This is a genomic window from Martelella lutilitoris, assembly GCF_016598595.1.
In the GTDB taxonomy this organism is placed as follows: Bacteria; Pseudomonadota; Alphaproteobacteria; order Rhizobiales; family Rhizobiaceae; genus Martelella; species Martelella lutilitoris_A.
The window spans coordinates 592,584-612,170 of sequence record NZ_CP066786.1; the positions used below are offsets into that span (position 1 = coordinate 592,584).

At 62.0% G+C, this 19,587-nt stretch carries 22 protein-coding genes; 15 read left to right on the top strand and 7 right to left on the bottom strand.

Annotated elements, in window-relative coordinates; all coding sequences use genetic code 11:
• Positions 1-46: 46 nt before the first annotated feature.
• From JET14_RS02765 to JET14_RS02785, 5 genes are read left to right on the top strand one after another with little or no spacing between them, the layout of a single operon-like run.
• A complete protein-coding gene (locus JET14_RS02765) occupies positions 47-916 on the top strand; it encodes a carbohydrate ABC transporter permease (RefSeq protein WP_200336698.1) in 870 nt (289 codons plus the stop codon).
• Positions 906-1,715, top strand: coding sequence for a carbohydrate ABC transporter permease (locus tag JET14_RS02770; protein WP_200336699.1), 810 nt, complete (start codon positions 906-908; stop codon positions 1,713-1,715). The genes JET14_RS02765 and JET14_RS02770 overlap by 11 nt, the downstream gene beginning before the upstream one ends.
• Before the next feature lie 28 nt (positions 1,716-1,743).
• Positions 1,744-2,499: a glycerophosphodiester phosphodiesterase family protein gene (locus tag JET14_RS02775; RefSeq protein WP_200336700.1), complete on the top strand. Its 756-nt coding sequence runs from the start codon at positions 1,744-1,746 to the stop codon at positions 2,497-2,499.
• Positions 2,496-3,545, top strand: coding sequence for an ABC transporter ATP-binding protein (locus tag JET14_RS02780; protein WP_200336701.1), 1,050 nt, complete (start codon positions 2,496-2,498; stop codon positions 3,543-3,545). Before JET14_RS02775 ends, JET14_RS02780 begins: the two co-directional genes overlap by 4 nt.
• A gap of 19 nt (positions 3,546-3,564) precedes the next feature.
• Positions 3,565-4,449: a MurR/RpiR family transcriptional regulator gene (locus JET14_RS02785; RefSeq protein WP_200336702.1), complete on the top strand. Its 885-nt coding sequence runs from the start codon at positions 3,565-3,567 to the stop codon at positions 4,447-4,449.
• A gap of 5 nt (positions 4,450-4,454) precedes the next feature.
• Here JET14_RS02785 and JET14_RS02790 read toward each other — a convergent pair whose 3' ends face one another.
• Genes JET14_RS02790 through JET14_RS02805 form a run of 4 tightly spaced genes read right to left on the bottom strand, consistent with a single transcriptional unit; the run spans position 4,455 to position 8,252 of the window.
• Positions 4,455-4,901: a MaoC/PaaZ C-terminal domain-containing protein gene (locus tag JET14_RS02790; protein ID WP_200336703.1), complete on the bottom strand. Its 447-nt coding sequence runs from the start codon at positions 4,899-4,901 to the stop codon at positions 4,455-4,457.
• Positions 4,901-6,010 (bottom strand): extracellular solute-binding protein, encoded by a 1,110-nt coding sequence (locus JET14_RS02795; RefSeq protein ID WP_200337968.1) that lies wholly within the window; start codon positions 6,008-6,010, stop codon positions 4,901-4,903. Before JET14_RS02795 ends, JET14_RS02790 begins: the two co-directional genes overlap by 1 nt.
• Positions 6,011-6,027: 17 nt before the next feature.
• Entirely contained in the window at positions 6,028-7,191 is a 1,164-nt protein-coding gene (locus JET14_RS02800; RefSeq protein WP_200336704.1) for a CaiB/BaiF CoA transferase family protein, read from the bottom strand.
• The gene (locus tag JET14_RS02805) at positions 7,188-8,252 is read right to left on the bottom strand and encodes a Gfo/Idh/MocA family protein (RefSeq protein ID WP_200336705.1); all 1,065 of its coding nucleotides are present in this window, start codon (positions 8,250-8,252) and stop codon (positions 7,188-7,190) included. Before JET14_RS02805 ends, JET14_RS02800 begins: the two co-directional genes overlap by 4 nt.
• A 268-nt stretch (positions 8,253-8,520) precedes the next feature.
• Here JET14_RS02805 and JET14_RS02810 point away from each other — a divergent pair, with 268 nt between their 5' ends.
• On the top strand, positions 8,521-8,853 hold the full coding sequence (locus JET14_RS02810; RefSeq protein ID WP_200336706.1) for a zinc ribbon domain-containing protein YjdM: 333 nt from the start codon (positions 8,521-8,523) through the stop codon (positions 8,851-8,853).
• Between the two features lie 111 nt (positions 8,854-8,964).
• On the opposite strand, the gene JET14_RS02815 is transcribed toward JET14_RS02810, so the two are convergent.
• The 3 genes from JET14_RS02815 to JET14_RS02825 all read right to left on the bottom strand — a co-directional run bounded on the left by JET14_RS02815 (position 8,965) and on the right by JET14_RS02825 (position 10,997).
• Complete coding sequence (locus tag JET14_RS02815) at positions 8,965-9,294, bottom strand: L-rhamnose mutarotase (RefSeq protein WP_200336707.1); 330 nt, start codon at positions 9,292-9,294, stop codon at positions 8,965-8,967.
• 47 nt (positions 9,295-9,341) lie between these two features.
• Complete coding sequence (locus JET14_RS02820; protein WP_200336708.1) at positions 9,342-10,166, bottom strand: amidohydrolase family protein; 825 nt, start codon at positions 10,164-10,166, stop codon at positions 9,342-9,344.
• 75 nt (positions 10,167-10,241) lie between these two features.
• Positions 10,242-10,997: an IclR family transcriptional regulator gene (locus JET14_RS02825; protein WP_200336709.1), complete on the bottom strand. Its 756-nt coding sequence runs from the start codon at positions 10,995-10,997 to the stop codon at positions 10,242-10,244.
• Between JET14_RS02825 and JET14_RS22885 the strand changes: the two genes are divergently transcribed.
• From JET14_RS22885 to JET14_RS02865, 9 genes are all read left to right on the top strand, one after another.
• Positions 10,996-11,121 (top strand): hypothetical protein, encoded by a 126-nt coding sequence (locus tag JET14_RS22885; RefSeq protein WP_281435279.1) that lies wholly within the window; start codon positions 10,996-10,998, stop codon positions 11,119-11,121. The genes JET14_RS02825 and JET14_RS22885 overlap by 2 nt on opposite strands.
• Before the next feature lie 63 nt (positions 11,122-11,184).
• Positions 11,185-12,507, top strand: a complete 1,323-nt coding sequence (locus JET14_RS02830; RefSeq protein WP_432443076.1) for a sugar ABC transporter substrate-binding protein — start codon at positions 11,185-11,187, stop codon at positions 12,505-12,507.
• Positions 12,508-12,615: 108 nt separating this feature from the next.
• Positions 12,616-13,518 carry a carbohydrate ABC transporter permease gene (locus JET14_RS02835; RefSeq protein WP_024706237.1) on the top strand — a complete coding sequence of 301 codons (903 nt, stop codon included), beginning with the start codon at positions 12,616-12,618 and terminating at the stop codon, positions 13,516-13,518.
• Positions 13,515-14,381, top strand: coding sequence for a carbohydrate ABC transporter permease (locus tag JET14_RS02840; protein WP_246750482.1), 867 nt, complete (start codon positions 13,515-13,517; stop codon positions 14,379-14,381). Before JET14_RS02835 ends, JET14_RS02840 begins: the two co-directional genes overlap by 4 nt.
• A gap of 4 nt (positions 14,382-14,385) precedes the next feature.
• A complete protein-coding gene (locus tag JET14_RS02845; RefSeq protein WP_200336711.1) occupies positions 14,386-15,477 on the top strand; it encodes an ABC transporter ATP-binding protein in 1,092 nt (363 codons plus the stop codon).
• A gap of 2 nt (positions 15,478-15,479) precedes the next feature.
• Positions 15,480-16,586: a mandelate racemase/muconate lactonizing enzyme family protein gene (locus JET14_RS02850; protein ID WP_200336712.1), complete on the top strand. Its 1,107-nt coding sequence runs from the start codon at positions 15,480-15,482 to the stop codon at positions 16,584-16,586.
• Between the two features lie 17 nt (positions 16,587-16,603).
• Positions 16,604-17,335 carry an SDR family oxidoreductase gene (locus JET14_RS02855; protein ID WP_432443059.1) on the top strand — a complete coding sequence of 244 codons (732 nt, stop codon included), beginning with the start codon at positions 16,604-16,606 and terminating at the stop codon, positions 17,333-17,335.
• A 36-nt stretch (positions 17,336-17,371) separates the two neighbouring features.
• Positions 17,372-18,676, top strand: a complete 1,305-nt coding sequence (locus JET14_RS02860) for an L-fuconate dehydratase (protein ID WP_200336713.1) — start codon at positions 17,372-17,374, stop codon at positions 18,674-18,676.
• The gene (locus JET14_RS02865) at positions 18,673-19,524 is read left to right on the top strand and encodes a fumarylacetoacetate hydrolase family protein (protein WP_200336714.1); all 852 of its coding nucleotides are present in this window, start codon (positions 18,673-18,675) and stop codon (positions 19,522-19,524) included. Before JET14_RS02860 ends, JET14_RS02865 begins: the two co-directional genes overlap by 4 nt.
• Positions 19,525-19,587: the final 63 nt, after the last annotated feature.

Sequence of the window (19,587 nt, forward strand, 5' to 3'; positions counted from 1 at the left end):
TTCCAATGACAAGCGCATTTCCGGCGCCTGTGCGAGAGTCCGCCCCATGCCGCGCAAGCTGACGCCCTATCTCTTCGTCCTGCCGCTGATCTCTTTCATCGCGGTCTTTACCTATATTCCGATTGTCACCAGTATCGATCTGAGCTTCCGGCAATGGGATTTCATGACCGCCGACAAGCCGTTTGTCGGGTTTGAGAACTACCGGATCCTGTTCAATTCCCGCGAGTTCTGGAATTCTGTGCGGGTTACGGTGATCTTCGCCTTCGTCTCCGTGCCGATCCGCCTCATGCTGGCGCTTTTGATCGCAAGCGCGCTCACGCGCGAGACCTTTTCGCGACGCATCCTGCGCGGCGCGCTGTTCCTGCCCTCGGTAACGTCAACGGTCTCGATTGCGGTCGTCTTTTCCTGGGTCTTTTCCACCGATTACGGCATGGCGAACGGCCTGCTCTCGTTATTCGGCGTCGAGAAAATCCGCTGGATGCAGCGTCCCGATCTCGCGCTCGGCGTGCTGATTTTCATCAACACCTGGAAACAGCTCGGCTATGACATCGTCATCTATATTGCCGGCCTGCAGGCTATTCCGCAGGAGCTTTACGATGCGGCGGCCGTCGATGGCGGAAAGCGACGGCATGTCTTCCGCCGCGTCACCATCCCGCTTGTCATGCCGACGACCTACTTCCTGCTGGTGATCTCGGTGATCGAGGCGTTTCAGGTGTTTACCCTTGTCTCGGTGATGACCGAGGGCGGTCCGGCTGGCGCGACCGATCTTCTGGTCAACCTGCTTTACCGGATCGGCTTCACCTTCTTCGACATCGGACAGGGCTCGGCGCTTGCCGTGCTGCTCTTCATCCTCCTCATCGCGCTCGCGGTCATCAAGTCGCGCGTTCTCGGCCGGAAGGTGCATTATGAAGCCTGACAATCCCATTCTGGCCGGGCTGGCACTCCTGGCCGGGCTCATCTTTCTGTCGCCGGTTCTCTACTCGATCTGGATGTCGTTCCAGACTTCGACGGCGTACTACACCGGCGCGGTCGATTTCACGCTCGGCAATTACCGGCTCGCCATCGGCCAGTATAATTTCGCCCGCTATCTGCTGAACAGCCTCATCGTCTCGGGCGCGGTCACGCTCATCGGCATCAGCTTTGCCACCATGGCCGCCTATGCCTTTGCCCGCTACAGTTTCTTCGGCTCGAACCTCTTGTTTGCGGCGACGGTGGCGACGCTGATGATCCCGAGCCATATCAGCCTCATCCCGAACTATCTGACGCTGGCGAAGGTCGGTCTGCTCGACAGCTATGCGGGCCTCATCCTGCCGGCGATCTCGAACGGCTTTGCCGCCTTCTTCCTGCGCCAATATATCCGCGGCATTCCGCGCGCGCTGGACGAGGCCGCCTATATGGATGGCGCATCGCCGCTGAAGGTCTTGTGGCGGGTGATCGTGCCGATCGCCAAACCGGCCATTCTCTCCATGGGCCTCTACATCTTCATCACCGAGTGGAACAACTATATCTGGCCGCTCGTCGCCACCAGCCGGGATGACCTTTACACACTGCAGGTCGGCCTTGCCCGGCTCTACCGGATCAATCCGGGCGAGGGGCTGATCAACTGGCCGCTGGTGATGGCGGCATCGGCCATTTCCATGCTGCCGGTCATTGCCGGTTTTGTTCTGGTCGAACGGCATCTGGTGCGCGGCATCACCATGGGCGCTGTCAAATGACGCGACATTTCATAAAAAGGAAAAGACTGTGACACGCATTGCCTCCCATCGCGGCGGAACCCTGGACTATGGCGACAGCACCTTTGCGGGCTTTTCCGCAACGGCGGCGATGGATGTCGACGAGGTGGAATTCGACCTCCACCCGACTGCCGACGGCCGCATCATCGTCAATCACGACGCAACGCTGGACCGCACCACCGACCGCACCGGCGTGATCGCCGAGATGAAGGCAGCGGATGTGCGTGCGGCGATTGTCAATCATGCCGGCGACGGATTTCGTCACCCTCTCTTCATCGAGGAGCTTTGCGACATCTTCAGGCTGAGCAAGGTCGTCTTCCGCTGCGAGATCAAGCCCGGCGCCGATGGCCGGCCTTATGAGAACTTCGTGCCGCAGGTGATTGCCGCGCTCGACAGGGCCGGTCGGCTGGAAACCACGGTGTTTTCGTCCTTCCTGCTGGAAAGTCTCGATGCTCTGAGTGAGGCAACCGAGCGGCCCGCGCTCTGGCTTGTCAGCCCGCCGGTTCTGACCCAGCTTGGCAGTCGCGGCGTGATCGAGATCGCCCGCAGCCGCAGCATTGGCGAAATCTCCGTTAATATCGACATGGCCGATGCCTTGCTGAAACAGCAGGCGGAAGACACAGGCCTCGCCTTCGGCGCCTGGGCGGCCCACACCACCCAGCAGATCACCAGGGCCTTCGATCTCGGCCTCAAGGTGTTCACCACTGATCGGCCCCGCCTGGCCATCGACATACGTGATCAACGGACAAAGGAGGCCGCGCGATGAGCAGCATTTCCTTGAAAAACATCCGCAAGGCCTATGATAACGGCCCGACGGTACTGCATGGCGTTTCGATGGATATCCGTCCCGGCGAGTTCATCGTTATCGTCGGTCCCTCCGGCTGCGGCAAGTCGACGCTTCTGCGCCTGATTGCGGGGCTTGAGGACTGCCGCGAGGGCGACATCGAGATCGACGGCAGGCGCGCCAATGACGTCTCGCCGCAGGACCGCGATATCGCGATGATCTTCCAGAACTATGCGCTCTATCCGCACATGAGCGTGCGCGAGAACATCGCCTTCGGGCTGGAACTGCGCGGCGTGGCTAAGAAGGAGCGCAACCGGCGCGCCGAAGAGGTTGCCGCCACGCTGCAGCTCACTCCCTATCTCGACCGCAAGCCCGCCGCTCTTTCCGGCGGCCAGCGCCAGCGCGTTGCCATGGGGCGGGCGATTGCGCGCGACACCTCGACCTTCCTGATGGACGAGCCCTTGTCCAATCTCGACAATGCGCTGCGCGTCGTCATGCGCCGAGAGATCAAGGAACTGCACAGGGCGCTGAGGGCGACCATCGTCTACGTCACCCACGATCAGACCGAGGCGCTGTCGCTGGCCGACCGGATTGCGGTGATGAAGGGCGGCTGTCTGCAGCAGTTCGACACGCCCGAGGCGATCTATGACCGACCTGCCAACCGCTTCGTCGCCTCCTTCATCGGCGCGCCGGAGATGAACTTTCTCGATGCCGGCGCCATACCCGGCGGCATTGTCGCGGGAGGGCTCACGGTGGGGCTGCGCTCCGACGCTTTGACGATCACGGCAACGCGGCCGGCCGGCGTGGCGCTGCCGGCGCGCGTTACGTTGAGCGAAATGACGGGGTCGGATGTCGTGCTCCATTGCGAAACGCCGGCGGGCCGGGTTACGCTCACGGCGCACCGCGGCGCGCTTCCGGGCGATCTTTCCGACTGCTGGATTGCCTGCGACATGAACGCGGCGCATTTCTTCGATACGGAGACGGGCGCGCGGGTTGAAACACAGCAACAGCTTGTTGTGCAGGACTGAGGAAGACGACAGAGCCGACATGAACATACCCGATGGCATTCCCCAGCACCTGAGCGATCTCGTCGCGCTGAACTCCGAGCGACTGACCCAGGCGGATACGCGACTTCTCGACGTGCTTCTTCAGAATCCGCTGCGCGCAGCCCTTGAGAACGGCAAGGAAATCTCCACCCGCGCCGGCCTTCATCCGTCTTCCGCCGTTCGTCTGGCGCGTCGTCTGGGTTTTGAAGGCTATCCGGAATTCCGCACATTCCTGCAGAACAGTCTCGCGGGCGAGGACGAGGATTTCGACAACGGCGCTGCCCGCGTCGCCGCCCGCCTCCTGCGGGCCGATGAGGGCCACCTGGTCTCCTCCGTCATCGACAGCGAGATCGCAGCGCTGGAAGCGGCGCGCAACAGTGTTGATGACCGGCAGATTCGAAAGTTTGCCGAAACGGTGCGGGATTGTCGCAAGGTCTTCATCATCGGCACGGGTCACGCCGGGGCGCTTGCCCAGCTTCTGGGGCTCAGGCTCAATCGTTCGGGCTATGATGCCGTCGACCTGACGGCGACGCCGAACCAGATGCGCGAGAAGCTGATGACGATGACGGCCGACGACGTGCTCTGGCTTTTCGCCTTCCGCAAGCTTCCGCCTCTGGTGCAGGATATCCGCACCGTCGCCGCGGATCGGGGCGCGAAAACGCTTGCCGTGACCGACGTGCGCGGCGGACGGTTTTCCCCGCCGCCGGATCATCAGATCACCATTTCGCGCGGATCGCTCGGCCAGTCGCAGTCCCTCGTCATTCCGATGACGGTTGCCAACACCGTGATCCTCGATCTTGCAGCCATCGACAATGGCCGCTCGATCCGCGCCATCGAACAGTTCGACCGCTTCCGGGAAGACGGCCCGCCGCTCAGCTGGGGGTGAGAGCGCTACTTCGCCCGCCGCTCGACCAGATAGACATGGTCGCAGGCCATCACGACCTCTTCGCGCTGGTTGCGAACGCGAACCTCCTCGATGACCCGGCCATGGCCCGGTCGCTTCGGATCGTCCTCGCAGCGCGCGATCGTCAGCACGGTGTGGATCGTGTCGCCGATGAAGACCGGTTTGGGGAAGCGCAGGCGCTCATAGCCATAGGTGAAGGAGAGCGGATTGATTTCCGACGCCGACAGGCCGATGCCGATGGCAAAGGTCATCGTGCCGTGGGCGATGCGCTGGCCGAAGGGGTGATCCTTCATGAATTCCGCATCCATGTGATGGGGAAAGAAATCGCCCGTATGGCCCGCATGGACGACGAAATCCGTCTCGGTGATCGTCCGGCCATAGGTGCGGCGCTCCTCGCCGACCTTGATGTCCTCGAAATGGCGTGGCCGTTCCATCAGAAACTCTCCGTAAACAGTGTGTTGATCCGGGCAATGGCGGCACGCGCGTTTGTGCCATCCCGGAGGGCGGCGTTTAGCGCATCGGAGGCCGCAGCCTGGAAGCGCATATAGCCGTTGTGGCGCGGACGCAGGAATGCTGTTTCCAGCGTCTGCCGTGTGTTGCGATAGAAATCGTGGGTTTTGGCGTTGACGGCATCGTCGGTCCAGCCGGCATCGTGACCGGGTTGGCCGCCGGCTTCGGGATAAAGCCCCGACTGAACCGCGGCGCCTGCGACCCAGTAGGCGTAATCGATTGCCGCTTCCCGGTTCCCGGAAAAGGCCGAGACGGCAATGCCGGTGCCGCCCAGCGCGGAACCGCAGGGGCCGTTATCGCCAAGTGACGGGATGTCGGTGAAGGTCAGGCGATGCGAACGGAAGCCGTCCATGGCGTAATTCACATAGCCGTAGATATAAGGTGAAAGAGCGGCCTTCGGCTCGGGTTCTGCCAGCGCCTCGAGCACGGCGATCGGGTCCATGGCAAAATTTTCCGCAGGGACCATGCTCGCCAGTTCTGCGAGTTTTTCATAGACGGCAATGCCGTCGTCAACGGCGATCAGCGGGCCGGCCCCTTCCGTCTGGCAGGGCGTGCCGGTATTGGCGGCGAGCGTATAGAACGTCATCAGATTGTGCGGCGGGCGCAGCGGCAGCATGAGGCGGCCTTCGCAGGCAAGCGCGATCAGGCTGTCCCAGTCCTGCGGCAGCGCCGAAACCAGGTCCGCCCGGTAGGCCATGACCTGGGCAGCGGCATCCAGAGGGAATGCCCATTGACGTCCATGATAGCCATAGCTCGGGTAGGACGCGCCGACGGAGCCTTTTGCAAGCGCATCCCGCTCGTCCTCGCGACCCGGCACATCCAGCGGCGCCAGGCAGTTCTCCGCCGTGATCTGGCCCACATGCGGGTGATCGATGACGATCAGGTCATACTGCCGGGCCAGTTCCTCGACCGGAAAGCTCTCGAAATCCTGCAGGCTGCGCTTGTCCCATTCGATCGCGACGCCGGTCTTCCTTCGCCATTCGGCAGCACTTGCCGCCATCGGGTCATAGCCGCGCGGATGGCTCCAGGTCATGCCTTTCAGTTTGATCGTCACAGGCCGAACTCCGCGCGTATGGCTTCGCTCTGCTCGCCGATTTTCGGCGCGGCGCGGCCGGTCTGCATGCGCCTGCCGTCGATCCTCAGTGGTGAACGCGTGGTGCGGATCGAGACCCCGTCCTCGCGCGTCACCGTCTGCAGCATGTCGAGCACCTTGAAACCGGCATGGTTCATCAGTTCGGGCCAGTCGAGCACCCTGGCGCACCAGACATCGGCGGGTTCGAGAATGGAGAGCCAGTGTTCCGTCGTTTTGGTGGCAAGGTGTTTGGCAATGATGCGCTTGATGTCGTCGCGCGCGGTAAACCAGAGATCCGGTTTGCCGCGATAGGGCGCCAGATCATCGAGCTTCAGCACATCGGTCAACTGGTCGATCGGCATCATCGCAAGCGTCAGCCAGCCGTCGGCGGTCTGATAGACGCCGTAGGGGGCGGAGAGATAGGCGTGGGCCGAGCGGAAGGCGGCGCGTTTCGGCGGTCGTTCGCCGTCATTGAGATGCGTCGTCAGAACCTCGAACTGGAAGTCGATCATCGCCTCCAGCAGGCTCGTTTCCACATGCGCGCCCTTGCCGGTGCGGCCCTGCCTCACCAGCGCCGCGAGAACGCCCTGCGCCAGTGCCGCGCCCGCCAGCATATCGGCAATGGCGAGGCCGAAGGGCACCGGGCCCTGGCCGTCGTCGCCGTTCAGCCACATCACGCCGGAGCGCGCCTGCGCCAGAAGGTCCTGGCCCGGCCGGCTGACCCAGGGCCCGCCGTCGCCATAGCCGGTGATCGAGCCGTAGACGAGGCGCGGAAAATCCTGTTTCAGCGTCTCGTAATCAAGCCCGATCCTCTGAATCACGCCGGGGCGGAAATTCTGCAGCACCACATCCGCCTTGCCGATCAGCTTTTTCAGCGCGGCAAGGTCGTCCGGGTCCTTCATGTCCAGCGCGAGACTTTCCTTGGACCGGTTGATTGCGTGGAAAATCGTGGAATCGCCGCCGATCTCGGTGTCGGAGAGATAAAGCCTGCGGGAAAGGTCGCCGAGGCCGGGCCGCTCGATCTTGATCACGCGTGCGCCGAGGTCCTGCAGGCGCAGCGAACAATAGGGGCCGGAGAGAAACTGGCACATGTCGAGAACCAGCACGCCTTCGAGCGGCAGGTCGGACGTATCTGCGGTCATGGTCTTTCCTTGATCGGGGTGGCGGGTTGGGCGCTGCTCTGATAAGCGGCCTCGACCAGCGCCATGGTGTTCCAGGCGTCCTCGACGCTTGTCAGAAGGGTGTCGTCCTCGCCGGCGATGAAACGCTGGAGATTGTTCATCACGCCGATGAAGGCGTGGGGAAACCAGGTGCCGGAAAGCGGGATTTCTTCCCAGTCGCCGCCCTTTTCGCAGAACCAGAGCTCGTCCGGAACGCCCTTGGGGTAGTCGAGATTGACGCCGAGCGTGGTGATGGCCACGCCCCTGGTGCCCTCGAAGCGGAAATAGCAATCCTGGAATTTCGGGCCGAAGTCATGGGTGTGGTTGACCGACATGACCGCACGCACGGGATCGGGATAGTCGAGGATCGCCGATGTGCGTGACTGCGAGACCGTGGTGTCCGGATGGCCGAGCGTTTTGGCATGGATGCCGCGCGGATTGCCCAGAAAATGGCGCATCAGGTCCAGATAGTGGATCGAGTGCAGCAGGATCTCGACGCGCTCCATGCCCTTCAGGAACGGCCAGAGATGCCAGGGGGTCATGATGTTGGCGTGCAGTTCGACATCGACGAGTTCGCCCAGCGCACCGCTTTTGTAAAGGTCGTGGATCGCCAGCATCATCGGCGAGAAACGAAGCTGGAAATTGACGGCGGCCGTCAGCTTCTTCTCGCGGGCGGCCTTGAGGATCGCCGTCGCCTCGGCAAGGTCGCGGCCCATCGGCTTTTGCAGAAGGGCGGGCGCCCCTTCGGGCAGCTTCTCGATCACGCCTCGATGGGCGACCGGCGGCAGCGCCAGGTCGAAGACGGCGTTTTCCGTCGCGATCGCCTCCTCAAGGCTGGCAAAGGGCGTGATGCCCCATTCGGCGGCAACCTTGGCGGTGCGCTCGGCATCAAGATCAAACAGGCCGGCGACCGGCAGGCCGGCCATGCGATAGGCGGGAAGATGGGCATCGGCTACGATCGAGCCGCCGCCGATGATGACGATTGGGCGCGGCGAACCTGCCGCTGCCCAGCTTTGCGCCGGGCTGCGAGACGTTTTTGACAACCTGCTCCTCCTTCAGGTGAGAGCGTCATTCTTATGTGAAGAGATTATTCAAATTTGGGCGGAATTCAAGGGGGCGCATGCGGCTCCATGTGTTTTCCTTCCGGTCGCGGTCTTTGAGCGCGTTGTCGCGCAACCACGCGTCTACGCTCGACAGGCGTTCCTTTTCGCACTACGAAGCCTTGTTTTTCCGACCAACGCAACATTGCGCCGTGTGGTCTTCGTGGCGCCAGTCCGGCTCATCGCAGCGCCAGCAATCAGGAGGATGATCATGAGCGAATTGCCGCCCTGTCCCAAATGCCAGTCCGTTTACACATATGAAGACGGAGCGCTGTTGATTTGCCCCGAATGCGGGAACGAATGGACGCCGGGGACGGAAGAGAACGGCGAGAAGGAATTCAAGGACGCCAATGGCAATCTGCTGGCCGACGGGGATACGGTCACCGTCATCAAGGACCTGAAGCTCAAGGGCTCAAGCCAGGTTCTCAAGGTCGGCACCAAGGTGAAGAACATCCGTCTTGTCGAAGGCGATCACAATATCGACTGCAAGATAGACGGATTTGGCGCCATGAAGCTGAAATCGGAATTCGTGAAGAAGATCTGAGGCCCGCTCCGGAAAAGGCCTCAGTTTCTTGATGCCTCAGCCGCCATTGCTTCCGATTCGGCAATGGCGACGCATGACCGCGGCTTCGAACAGCCTGGTCCGTTGCAGCCCTCAGGCGAGATGGAAAACGTCTTCCATTTCGATCCACCATTCGCCGTCCTTAGCGGTGTCGAGCGGTTTCTGACAGGGCATGCAGACCGACCACCATTCCTGCGTCTTCGGATCGGCGGCCATCTTCGCCATATCCGCCTCATAGTCGTCGCCGGTATATTCGTAATAGGAGAACAGCAGGTTTTCCGGCTCGCGCAGAAAGATCGTGTAGTTCTGGATGTTGCACGCCTTGATCATGTCCAGCACGTCCGGCCAGGCATTGGCGTGCAGTCGCTTGTACTCTTCAATCTTGTCGGCGTTGAGCTTGATCACCATTCCGATGCGCTGCATGGGTTCCTCCCTGTTTCAGCAATAAGATGAGGTCGCGTCGATGCCTTCTAAAGCCGGTAGACCTTCTCCGCATTGACGCTGAACAGTTTCTTCTGCTCGTCGGGACTGGCGTCGGCGACCAGTTCCTTCGAGGCCGCGACCCAGTCCTCAAGGCTCGCGAATAGCGTGCACACAGGAAAGTCCGAACCCCAGACGACGCGGTCGAAGGTGAAGGTGTCGATGACGTGGCTGACATAGGGACGCAGACCCTCAACGCTCCAGTCCGCGCCGCCATAGGCGATCACGCCTGAGATTTTTGCCGTGACATTGGCGAGCCTTGCGATCTCGCCGATATGATCGCGCCAGGGGGCCAGTCCGTCATTCTCGATGTCCGGCACGCCGCAATGGTCGAGCACGAACTGCACTTCCGGGCATTTCCGCGCCAGGTCTATGGCGAGCGGAAGCTGGCGGGCCAGCACGCAGAGATCGAATGTCATGTCATGGGCGGCAAGCCGACGGATATTCTCGACGAAAATCTCCGACTGCGAGAGTTCGTCGGGCATGATATGCAGCACGCGGCGCAGGCCCTTCACGCCCTTGATCGCGGCGATGCGCTCCAGATAGGTGGGGAAATCGGGGCTTTCCGGCCGGCCGGCGGCAATGGCGCCGGCAATCCTCTCATGAGCGCCGACGATGAAGGCGCTCTCGGCTTCCATGTCGCCCTCCGCGACATCGACCTCCATGTGCAGCGCCTTTTCGATGCCGAGGTCTTCGGCGCGGGCGAAAAAGTCTTCCGCTGTTGTCTGGCGGTCAAGGGCAGGGGCGTCCTTCAGCCAGGGATAGGAGAAGCGGTCCTTGTAGACGAGGTGGAGATGGGTATCGATGATGCGCATGTGGTCCTCCCATGGCCCGCGCGCGGGCGTATTGCCTCGGTTTGCCCGGCCTTTTCGGTGCGGGCGGTCTTGATCTCAATCCTCCGGCCGTCCCTTCGACAGGCTGGCGGCGGCCGCGCGTACCAGTTCAAGCGTATGGGCGCGGTCTTCGCGGCCATCGCGGTCGAGCCGTTCCGTATAGGGCGAGGTGACGACCGCCATCACCGAGCCGAGCGGGCCGATGACGGGGGCCGACAGGTTGGTGACGCCGGCGATCTGTTCCGACGGCATCATGGTGTGTCCGTCCCTGCGGATGGTCTCGAGCATCGCCTCGACCTGCGGCGACATCGTCTCGCCCGCGCCCCTCAGCATCAGCGCCCGGTTCTCAGGCGATGAGAAAGCCAGGAAGACGAGACCGGAGCCGGTCGAGGTGAGCTTGAGCTGGGTGCCGACGCGCACGGCGAGCGACCAGTAGCTCGGCGCATCCACCTGGGCGACGACGACGGCGGCGTTGCGGTCGAAGACCACGAGATGGCACGACTGCCCGGCATCCTGCGCGACCTGCTGAAGCAACGGCATCGCCTGGTTGACAAGCCGCCGCAGCGGCGGACGGGCATGGACCAGTTCGAACATCTTCAGTGTGATCTCGTAGCGGTCCTCCGGCGTGCGGCGGATATATTCGCGGCGCACCAGCCGGTCGAGCATGCGGTAGATCTCGTTTGGCGTGCGTTCGAGCGACTTGGCGATCTCCGCCTGGCTGAGCGCCCCGTCCGTTTCCGCCAGCAGCTCGAAAATATCGAGTCCCTTGTCGAGCGCCGGAGCGCGGTAGCGGTCGGAGTCATCTGTTGCCATGGTCGATCCTCAAGCGGCGGGTGATCCTTTTCACCCTGAAAATGCTGCGAAACTGCCGGTGTTCCTGTCCAATATCAAGAGCGGCGTTGACGGCTTCGCCGAAATGATGCTTATATACAAATAGACTTTTCAAATATGGAGGATCAAGTCTTTTCTGGACTTGAAATTGAGGAGGACAAATATGCGACTGAAGTTATTGAAGGCGTCGCTCATTGCGTGCTGCGCCGTCGGCGGCCTTGCCGCATCGGCGCAGGCCGATGATTTCGACTATGGCAGCTTCCCGGACTATACGCTGAAGGTGAAGCTGATCGGCGGCACCCAGTATGAGAAGCTCTATACCCGTATCCCCGAATGGGAAGAAATGACGGGCGCCAAGGTCGAGATCGTTTCCTCGAAGAACCACTTCGATCTTGACCGCGAGATCAAGCAGGACATTGCCGCCGGCGACATTTCCTGGTGCGTCGGCTCCAACCATACGAGCTTCGCCCCGCAATATGGCGATCTCTATATCGACCTTGCCGAACATATCCCGCAGTCCGAGCTCGACAAATATGTCCAGGGCACGCTGAAGGCTTCCACGGTCGATGGCCGTCTGGTGCAGCTGCCGCGCGTTACCGACGTTTCCAACATCTACTACCGCAAGAGCCTTTATGCCGATCCGGCAAACCAGGCCGCGTGGAAAGAGAAGTATGGCACCGAGCTGGCGCCGCCGAAGACCTTCGACGAGTTCCGCGATCAGGTGATCTTCTTCGCCGACCCGCCGAACCTCTACGGCACGGCCTTTGCCGGCAAGGATGAGGGCATGTCGGGCCGCTTCATGGAAATCCTCCGCGCCAATGGCGGCGATATGTTTGATGAGGACATGAAGCCGGTGTTCAATTCCGAAGCCGGCGTCGAAGCGCTGCAGTGGTTCATCGACATCTACGAGGCCGGTGCGGTTCCTGCCGGTACGGTCAACTACACCTGGGACGATATCGGCCAGGCCATGGCCGCCGGTCAGCTTGCCGTCGACCTCGACTGGCCGGGCTGGGCCGCCTTCTTCGCTGATCCGGAAGCCTCCAAGATCGCCGATGATCTCGGCTATGCGGTCTCGCCCGTCGGTTCGTCGGGCAAGCGCGGCGGCTGGTCCGGCTCGCATTCCTTCTCTGTCACGCAGGATTGCGACAACAAGGACGCCGGCGTGTCCTTCGCCGTGTTCATGACCAATGACGAGAGCGAAATGATGGAAGCCATGGCCGGCAATCTGCCGACCCGCACGGCGACCTATGACGAAGTCGTCAAGTGGTTCAACGAAAACGGCAAAGAAAACCTCGCCGAGATGTTCACGGTGTGGAAGGGCTCGCTTGACGACGCCCGCACGCCGCCGCTCATTCCGGAGTGGATCCAGGTCTCGAACGTGTTGTGGCCGGAACTGCAGGCCGCAATCGTCGGCGAGAAAACGGCGCAGGAAGCCCTCGACGATGCAGCCGAAGAAGCGACCTACATCATGGAAGACGCGGGCTACTACTGATCCCGCTTCCTCCCAAGGCATGACGTCGCCGGCCTTCGGGCCGGCGGCATTTGACCGGCCCCGGTGCCGGATATTCCTCCCATTCTCTTCAATTCTCGAAGGCGCGACATGAAGTTTTTCAGGTCTCCGCAGGCGACGCCCTATCTTCTGCTGCTGCCGGCCATCATCGTCATCCTGGCGGTCGTGCTGGTGCCGCTTCTCGTGTCGTTCTGGACGAGCTTCACCAGCTACAACCTGGTGCGTCCCGATTCCCTCTACAATTTCGTCGGGCTGCGCAATTACGAACGGCTGATGGGCAATGACGATTTCTGGTGGGCCTTCGGGCGCACTGTCGTGTTCATCACCATCGCGCTCAACCTCGAAATGGTCATGGGGCTGGGGCTTGCGCTTCTGGTCAACCGCATCACCTGGGGCCAGCGGACGCTCAGAACCATCATGATGTTTCCGATGATGTTCTCGCCGATCCTCGTCGGCTTTCAGTTCAAATACCTGTTCAACGATTCCGTCGGTCTGGTGAACAACGCGCTGTTCGCGCTGAACCTGATCGAAAAACCGATCCCGTGGCTGGTCAATGGCTGGCTCGCCAACTTCTCGATCATCGTCGCGGAAATGTGGATGTCGACCTCGATCTTCGCCATCCTGTTGATGGCCGGCCTGCTGGCCATGCCGAAGGAGCCGATCGAAGCGGCCAAGGTCGATGGCTGCAACGCCATTCAGGTCTTCCGCCACATCACGCTGCCCTTCCTGATGCCGTTCATCTGGATCGCGATGACCATCCGCTCGCTCGACGTCGCGCGCGCCTATGACATGGTGAAGATCATGACCAATGGCGGGCCGGCGGGCCGCACGGAACTCATCTGGACGCTGATGACGCGCACCGGCTACCAGAACTCGCAGATGGGCATGGCGAACGCCATGGGCTACGTCTCCATCCTGCTGTCGATCGCCTTCACCATCATCTTCTACCGCAATCTCTCCAAGTCGCGGCTGTTCATGGGAGGCGCACAATGAGCAACGCCATGACCATCGAGAGGCCCTGGCAGCGCTGGCTGCTCAGGATCACGCTGTTCATCGCCATGATGATTCTCGTCGTGCCCGGCGCATGGGTGGTTCTGACCGCCTTCCGTCCCAATGTCGAGGTCATGGCGCGTCCGCCGGTCTGGATCCCGCAGCAGTGGACGCTCAACAATTTTCTCGGCATTTTCGGCTTTCTGCCCGATCGCCAGCAGGGATTGCCGGTTCCAAGCTATTTCATCAACTCGCTGGTGATCTCGCTCACCTCCACCTTTGTCGCCATCCTGATCGGCATGATGGGCGGTTATGCCTTTGCCCGCTATCGGTTCAGGGGCAAGGGGGCGCTGTTCCTCTCCTTCATGCTGTCGCGCACCGTGCCCGGCGTGGCGCTGTCGCTGCCGCTCTTCATTCTCTGGAGCAGGATCGGGCTGATCGACACCAAGTTCGGGCTGATCCTCGTCTATATGGCGATCAACATCCCCTTCACCATCTGGCTGACGGACGGCTTCTTCCGCCAGATCCCGGCCGACCTTTCCGAGGCTGCCCAGATTGACGGCTGCACCCGCTGGCAGGCTTTCTGGAAGGTCGAGTTTCCGCTCGCCCGTTCCGGTCTGGCCTCAGCCGGCATCTTCGCCTTTCTGACGGCATGGAACGAGTTCGCGCTCGCAAGCCAGCTCACCCGGACCACCGCCTCGAAGACCATGCCGGTCGGGCTGATGGATTTCACCGCCCAGTTCACCGTCGACTGGACCGGGATGAGCGCCATGGCGGTGCTGATCATCATTCCCGCGCTCATTCTCACCTTCATCGTACAAAAGCATCTGATTGCCGGACTGACGTTCGGCGGTGTGAAAGGATAATCCCGTGGCCGAAGTGCACCTTTCCAAAATCGTCAAGCGTTACGGATCGCTGGAAGTCGTTCACGGCATCGATCTTGAAGTCGCGCATAACGAATTCGTCGTTCTCGTCGGCCCGTCCGGCTGCGGCAAGTCGACAACACTCAGGATGATCGCCGGCCTGGAGGAAATCTCCGGCGGCGAACTGAAGATCGGCGACCGCGTCGTCAATGCCCTGCCGCCCAGATCGCGCAATATCTCCATGGTGTTCCAGTCCTATGCGCTCTATCCGCATATGACCGTGCGCGAAAACCTCGGCTTCGGGCTGAAGATCGCCGGCATGACGCCGGGGGATATCAAGCCGCGCGTCGATGAGGCCGCCGGCATTCTGGGGCTTGAACCCTTCATGGACAGGTTGCCCGCCAACCTGTCCGGCGGCCAGCGCCAGCGCGTCGCCATGGGCCGCGCCATCGTGCGCCACCCGGACGTCTTCCTGTTCGACGAGCCACTCTCCAACCTCGATGCGAAGCTGCGCGGCCAGATGCGCGTCGAGATCAAGAAGCTGCATCAGCGGGTGAAGACCACCGTGATTTATGTGACCCACGACCAGGTGGAGGCGATGACGCTGGCGGACCGGATCGTGATCATGCGCGACGGTTATGTCGAGCAGGTCGGGACCCCGACGGAGGTGTTCGAGAACCCGGCCAACACCTTCGTTGCCGGCTTCATCGGCTCGCCGCCGATGAACCAGCTTGACGGCGTGGTGGCCGATCGCGCCGCACGTCTTGCCGACGGTACGGTGGTGCCGCTGCCGGACGATATCGCCGCGAAGCTTTCCGACGGCCAGAAGGTCGTGGTCGGGTTCCGCCCCGACGCTTTTGCGCCCAAAGGCCACTCGCTGCATCCGGAAGACCGCTCGGTCGAGATCGAGGCGCCTGTCATCATCTCCGAGCCGCTCGGAACCGAAACCATCATCTTCACCCAATTCGGCGGCAAGGAAGTGCAGGCCAAGATGCTCGACCCACGCCCGCTTGAAGATGGCGAAACGCTGACCTTCACGCTGGACCTCGAACGCCTTCACGTCTTTGACGGCGAGACCGGCAAGAGCCTGAGGGCCTGACGATGGCGAAGATCGTCCGCGCCGAGCTGGTGATGGTGGACCTGAAGCCGAAGGTGACGCGGGTCGACGCGATCCAGACCTTCGTTTCCCAGGAAACCCCGATCGTGCGCATCACCGACGCCGACGGGGTGATCGGCACCGGCTATTCCTATACGATCGGCACTGGCGGCCCGTCCGTCATGGCGCTTCTGGAAAAGACCCTGCTGCCGGCGGTTATCGGCCGCGAGGCCTTCGATATCGAGCGGATCTGGCGGGATCTCTCGTTCCTCACCCATGCGACCACGGTCGGCGCCATCACCGCGATCGCGCTTGCCGCCATCGATACCGCGCTCTGGGATCTGAAAGCCGTGAAGCTCGGCCTGCCGCTCCACAAGCTGGCTGGCGGGGCGAAGGACGAGATACCGCTCTACACAACGGAAGGCGGCTGGCTGCATCTGGAAACCGAGGCACTGGTGGCTGACGCGATTGCGGCGAAGGCAAACGGCTTTGCCGGCTGCAAGCTCAAGGTTGGCCGCCCGCTTGCCGAAGATGTCGCGCGGATATCGGCAGTGCGCGAGGCTGTGGGGCCGGCTTTCGAAATATTCACCGATGCCAACCAGGCCTTTGCCGTGGACGAAGCCGTGCGCCGGGCCGCCGCCTATCAGCGGCTCGATATCGGTTGGCTGGAAGAGCCGCTGCCGGCTGATGATATCGAGGGTCACGCCGTGCTCTCGAGGCACACAAGCGTACCGGTCGCCGTCGGCGAGAGCCTTTATTCGGCACTCCATTTCCGTGAATATCTGGAGCGGCGGGCCTGTTCCGTCATTCAGGTCGATGTCGGCCGCATCGGCGGTATCACGCCCTGGCTCAAGGTCGCGCATATGGCCGAGTGCTTCAATGTCGCCGTGGCGCCGCATTTCCTGATGGAACTGCATGTTTCGCTGTGCGCGGCGGTGCCCAATGCGCGCTGGGTGGAGTATATTCCGCAGCTTGACGCGATCACGCTTGAGGGCATGACCATCCGCGACGGACGCGCCATTCCGTCTTCCGCGCCGGGCCTTGGCATCGCATGGGATCTCGATGCGATCGGCCGCATGGCCGTCGAGGGCTCGCAAAAGACAATCAACTGACGTTCAAGGGAGCGATCATGACCGACCTTTCCGGAAAAACCTGTTTCATCACCGCCGCCGCGCAGGGCATCGGGGCGGCATCGGCCAGGGCCTTCGCCAAAGCGGGCGCCACGGTGATTGCGACCGACATCAATGCTGAAAAGCTCAAGGAACTTGAGGGCATCGAGAACATTTCGACACGGGTCTTGAATGTGCTGTCGGACGAGGCGGTCACCATCGCCGCGCAGGAAATCGGCCAGGTCGATATCCTGTTCAACTGCGCCGGCATCGTCCACAACGGCTCTATCCTGGAGGGCAAGGAAAGCGATCTCGACCTTGCCTATGATCTCAACGTCAAGGCCATGGTGCGCACCATCCGGGCCTTCCTGCCCGGCATGGTCGAGCGGGGCGACGGGGCCATCATCAACATGTCCTCGGTCGCTTCCAGCATGAAGGGCGTTCCCAACCGTTTCGCCTACACGACCACCAAGGCCGCCGTTCTCGGGTTGACCAAATCGGTCGCCGCCGACTTTGTCTCCAGAGGCATTCGCTGCAACGCCATCTGCCCGGGCACGGTCGACAGCCCCTCGCTTCAGGAACGCCTGAAGGCGACCGGCGATTATGAAAAGGCGCGGACCGATTTCATCGCCCGCCAGCCCATCGGCCGCATCGGCACGCCGGAGGAGATCGCCGATCTTGCCGTCTACCTTGCCGGTGCGACCTATACGACCGGCCAGGCCTACGCCATCGACGGCGGCTGGACCTGCTGACTGTCGCCCGAACCGACGCAAGACCGAGTGCAAGACATGACCACCATCACAGGACTATCCGTCCACGACCTGCGTTTTCCGACCTCCGCCAAGCTTGACGGTTCGGATGCCATGAACCCCGATCCCGATTACTCCGCCGCCTATGTCGTGCTCAAGACGGATGGCGACCATGAAGGCCACGGCCTGACCTTCACCATCGGCCGGGGCAATGAAGTGGTCTGTGCCGCGATCGCCGCGCTTGAAAACCGCGTGAAGGGGCTGAGGCTCGACTGGGTCGCCGAAAACCCGGGCCGTTTCTGGCGGCATGTCACCGGCGACAGCCAGCTGCGCTGGATCGGGCCTGACAAGGGCGCGATGCACCTGGCAACCGGCGCCGTGGTCAATGCCGTCTGGGACCTCATGGCAAAGACCGCGGGAAAACCGGTCTGGCAGTTCGTCGCCGAGATGACGCCGGAACAGCTCGTCTCGATCATCGATTTCCGTTACCTGACCGACGCGATCACGCCGGACGAGGCGCTCGCAATCTTCCGCAAGGCGGAGGCAGGCAAGGCGGAGCGGATCGCGGAGCTGAAGAAAAACGGCTATCCCTGCTACACGACCTCTGCCGGCTGGCTCGGCTACAGCCATGACAAGCTGCGTCGTCTGGCGCAGGAAGCGGTCGATAGCGGTTTCACCTTCATCAAGATGAAGGTCGGGCAGGACCGTGACGAGGACATCGCCCGGCTGAAGATCGTGCGCGAGGTGATCGGCGAGGACCGCACGCTGATGATCGATGCCAATCAGGTCTGGGAGGTCGATCAGGCGATCGACTGGGTGAAGGCGCTTGCGCCCTTCAGGCCCTATTTCATCGAGGAGCCGACAAGCCCCGATGATGTCGCCGGCCACAGGAAAATCCGCGAGGCCGTGACTCCGGTGAAGGTTGCGACCGGCGAGATGTGCCAGAACCGCATCCTGTTCAAGCAGTTCATCGCCGGCGGCGCCATCGATATCGTCCAGATCGACGCCTGCCGCATCGGCGGGTTGAACGAAGTGATGTCGGTTCTGGTCATGGCGGCGAAATACGGCCTGCCGGTCTGGCCGCATGCCGGCGGCGTCGGCCTTTGCGAATATGTCCAGCACCTGTCGATGATCGATTATCTCGTGGTCTCCGGCACCAAGGATGGCCGCGTCATCGAATATGTCGATCATCTGCACGAGCATTTCATCGATCCCTGCCGGATCGAAGGGGCAGCCTATATGCCGCCGGAGATGCCGGGCTTTTCGATTGAGATGAAGCCGGAAACGCTTCATAACTACGCGCATCCGACGTCTCAGGCGTCGAAAACGGGAGAATTGACATGAAACTGCTTCGCCTTGGCGCCAGGGGCGCCGAACGGCCCGCCATCCTGCACTCCGATGGAACCTACCGCGACATTTCCTCCGTCGTTGTCGACATCGCCGGCGACACGCTGACGGCCGCCGGGCTGGCGCGCATTGCCGCCGCCGATATCGGCAGCCTGCCGGTCCTGCCGCAGTCAAGCCGTATCGGTCCCTGCGTCGGCAAGGTCGGGAAGTTCATCTGCATCGGCCTCAACTATGCCGACCACGCGGCCGAGACCGGCGCCGATATTCCGAAGGAGCCGATCGTATTCATGAAGGCGACCAGCGCCATTATCGGTCCGAACGACGATGTGCGGATTCCGCGCAATTCGAAGAAGACCGACTGGGAAGTCGAGCTCGGCGTCGTCATCGGCAAGGAAGCATCCTATGTGGATGAAGCCGACGCCATGGACCACGTCGCCGGCTATTGCGTCGTCAACGATCTGTCAGAGCGCGAGTTCCAGATCGAGCGCTCCGGCCAATGGGTGAAGGGCAAGAGCGCCGACACCTTCGGGCCGATCGGCCCCTGGCTGGTGACGCGGGATGAGGTGGAAGACCCGCAGAGCCTCGCCATGTGGCTGGAGGTTGACGGTCACCGCTACCAGGATGGCTCGACCAAGACGATGATCTTCGGCGTCTCGCACCTCGTCAGCTATCTGTCGCAGTTCATGAGCCTGCAGCCCGGTGACATCATCACCACCGGCACGCCGCCCGGCGTCGGCATGGGCATCAAGCCTGAGCCGGTCTATCTGAAGGAGGGCCAGACGATGAAGCTTGGCATCGAAGGCCTCGGCGAACAGAGCCAGAAGACCATCGCCTGGAACGGCTGACAATTCTTGTGAGGCGGCGCGGAAGAACCCGCGCCGTCCTGCCGGCTGCCCGGTTCCGGTCGG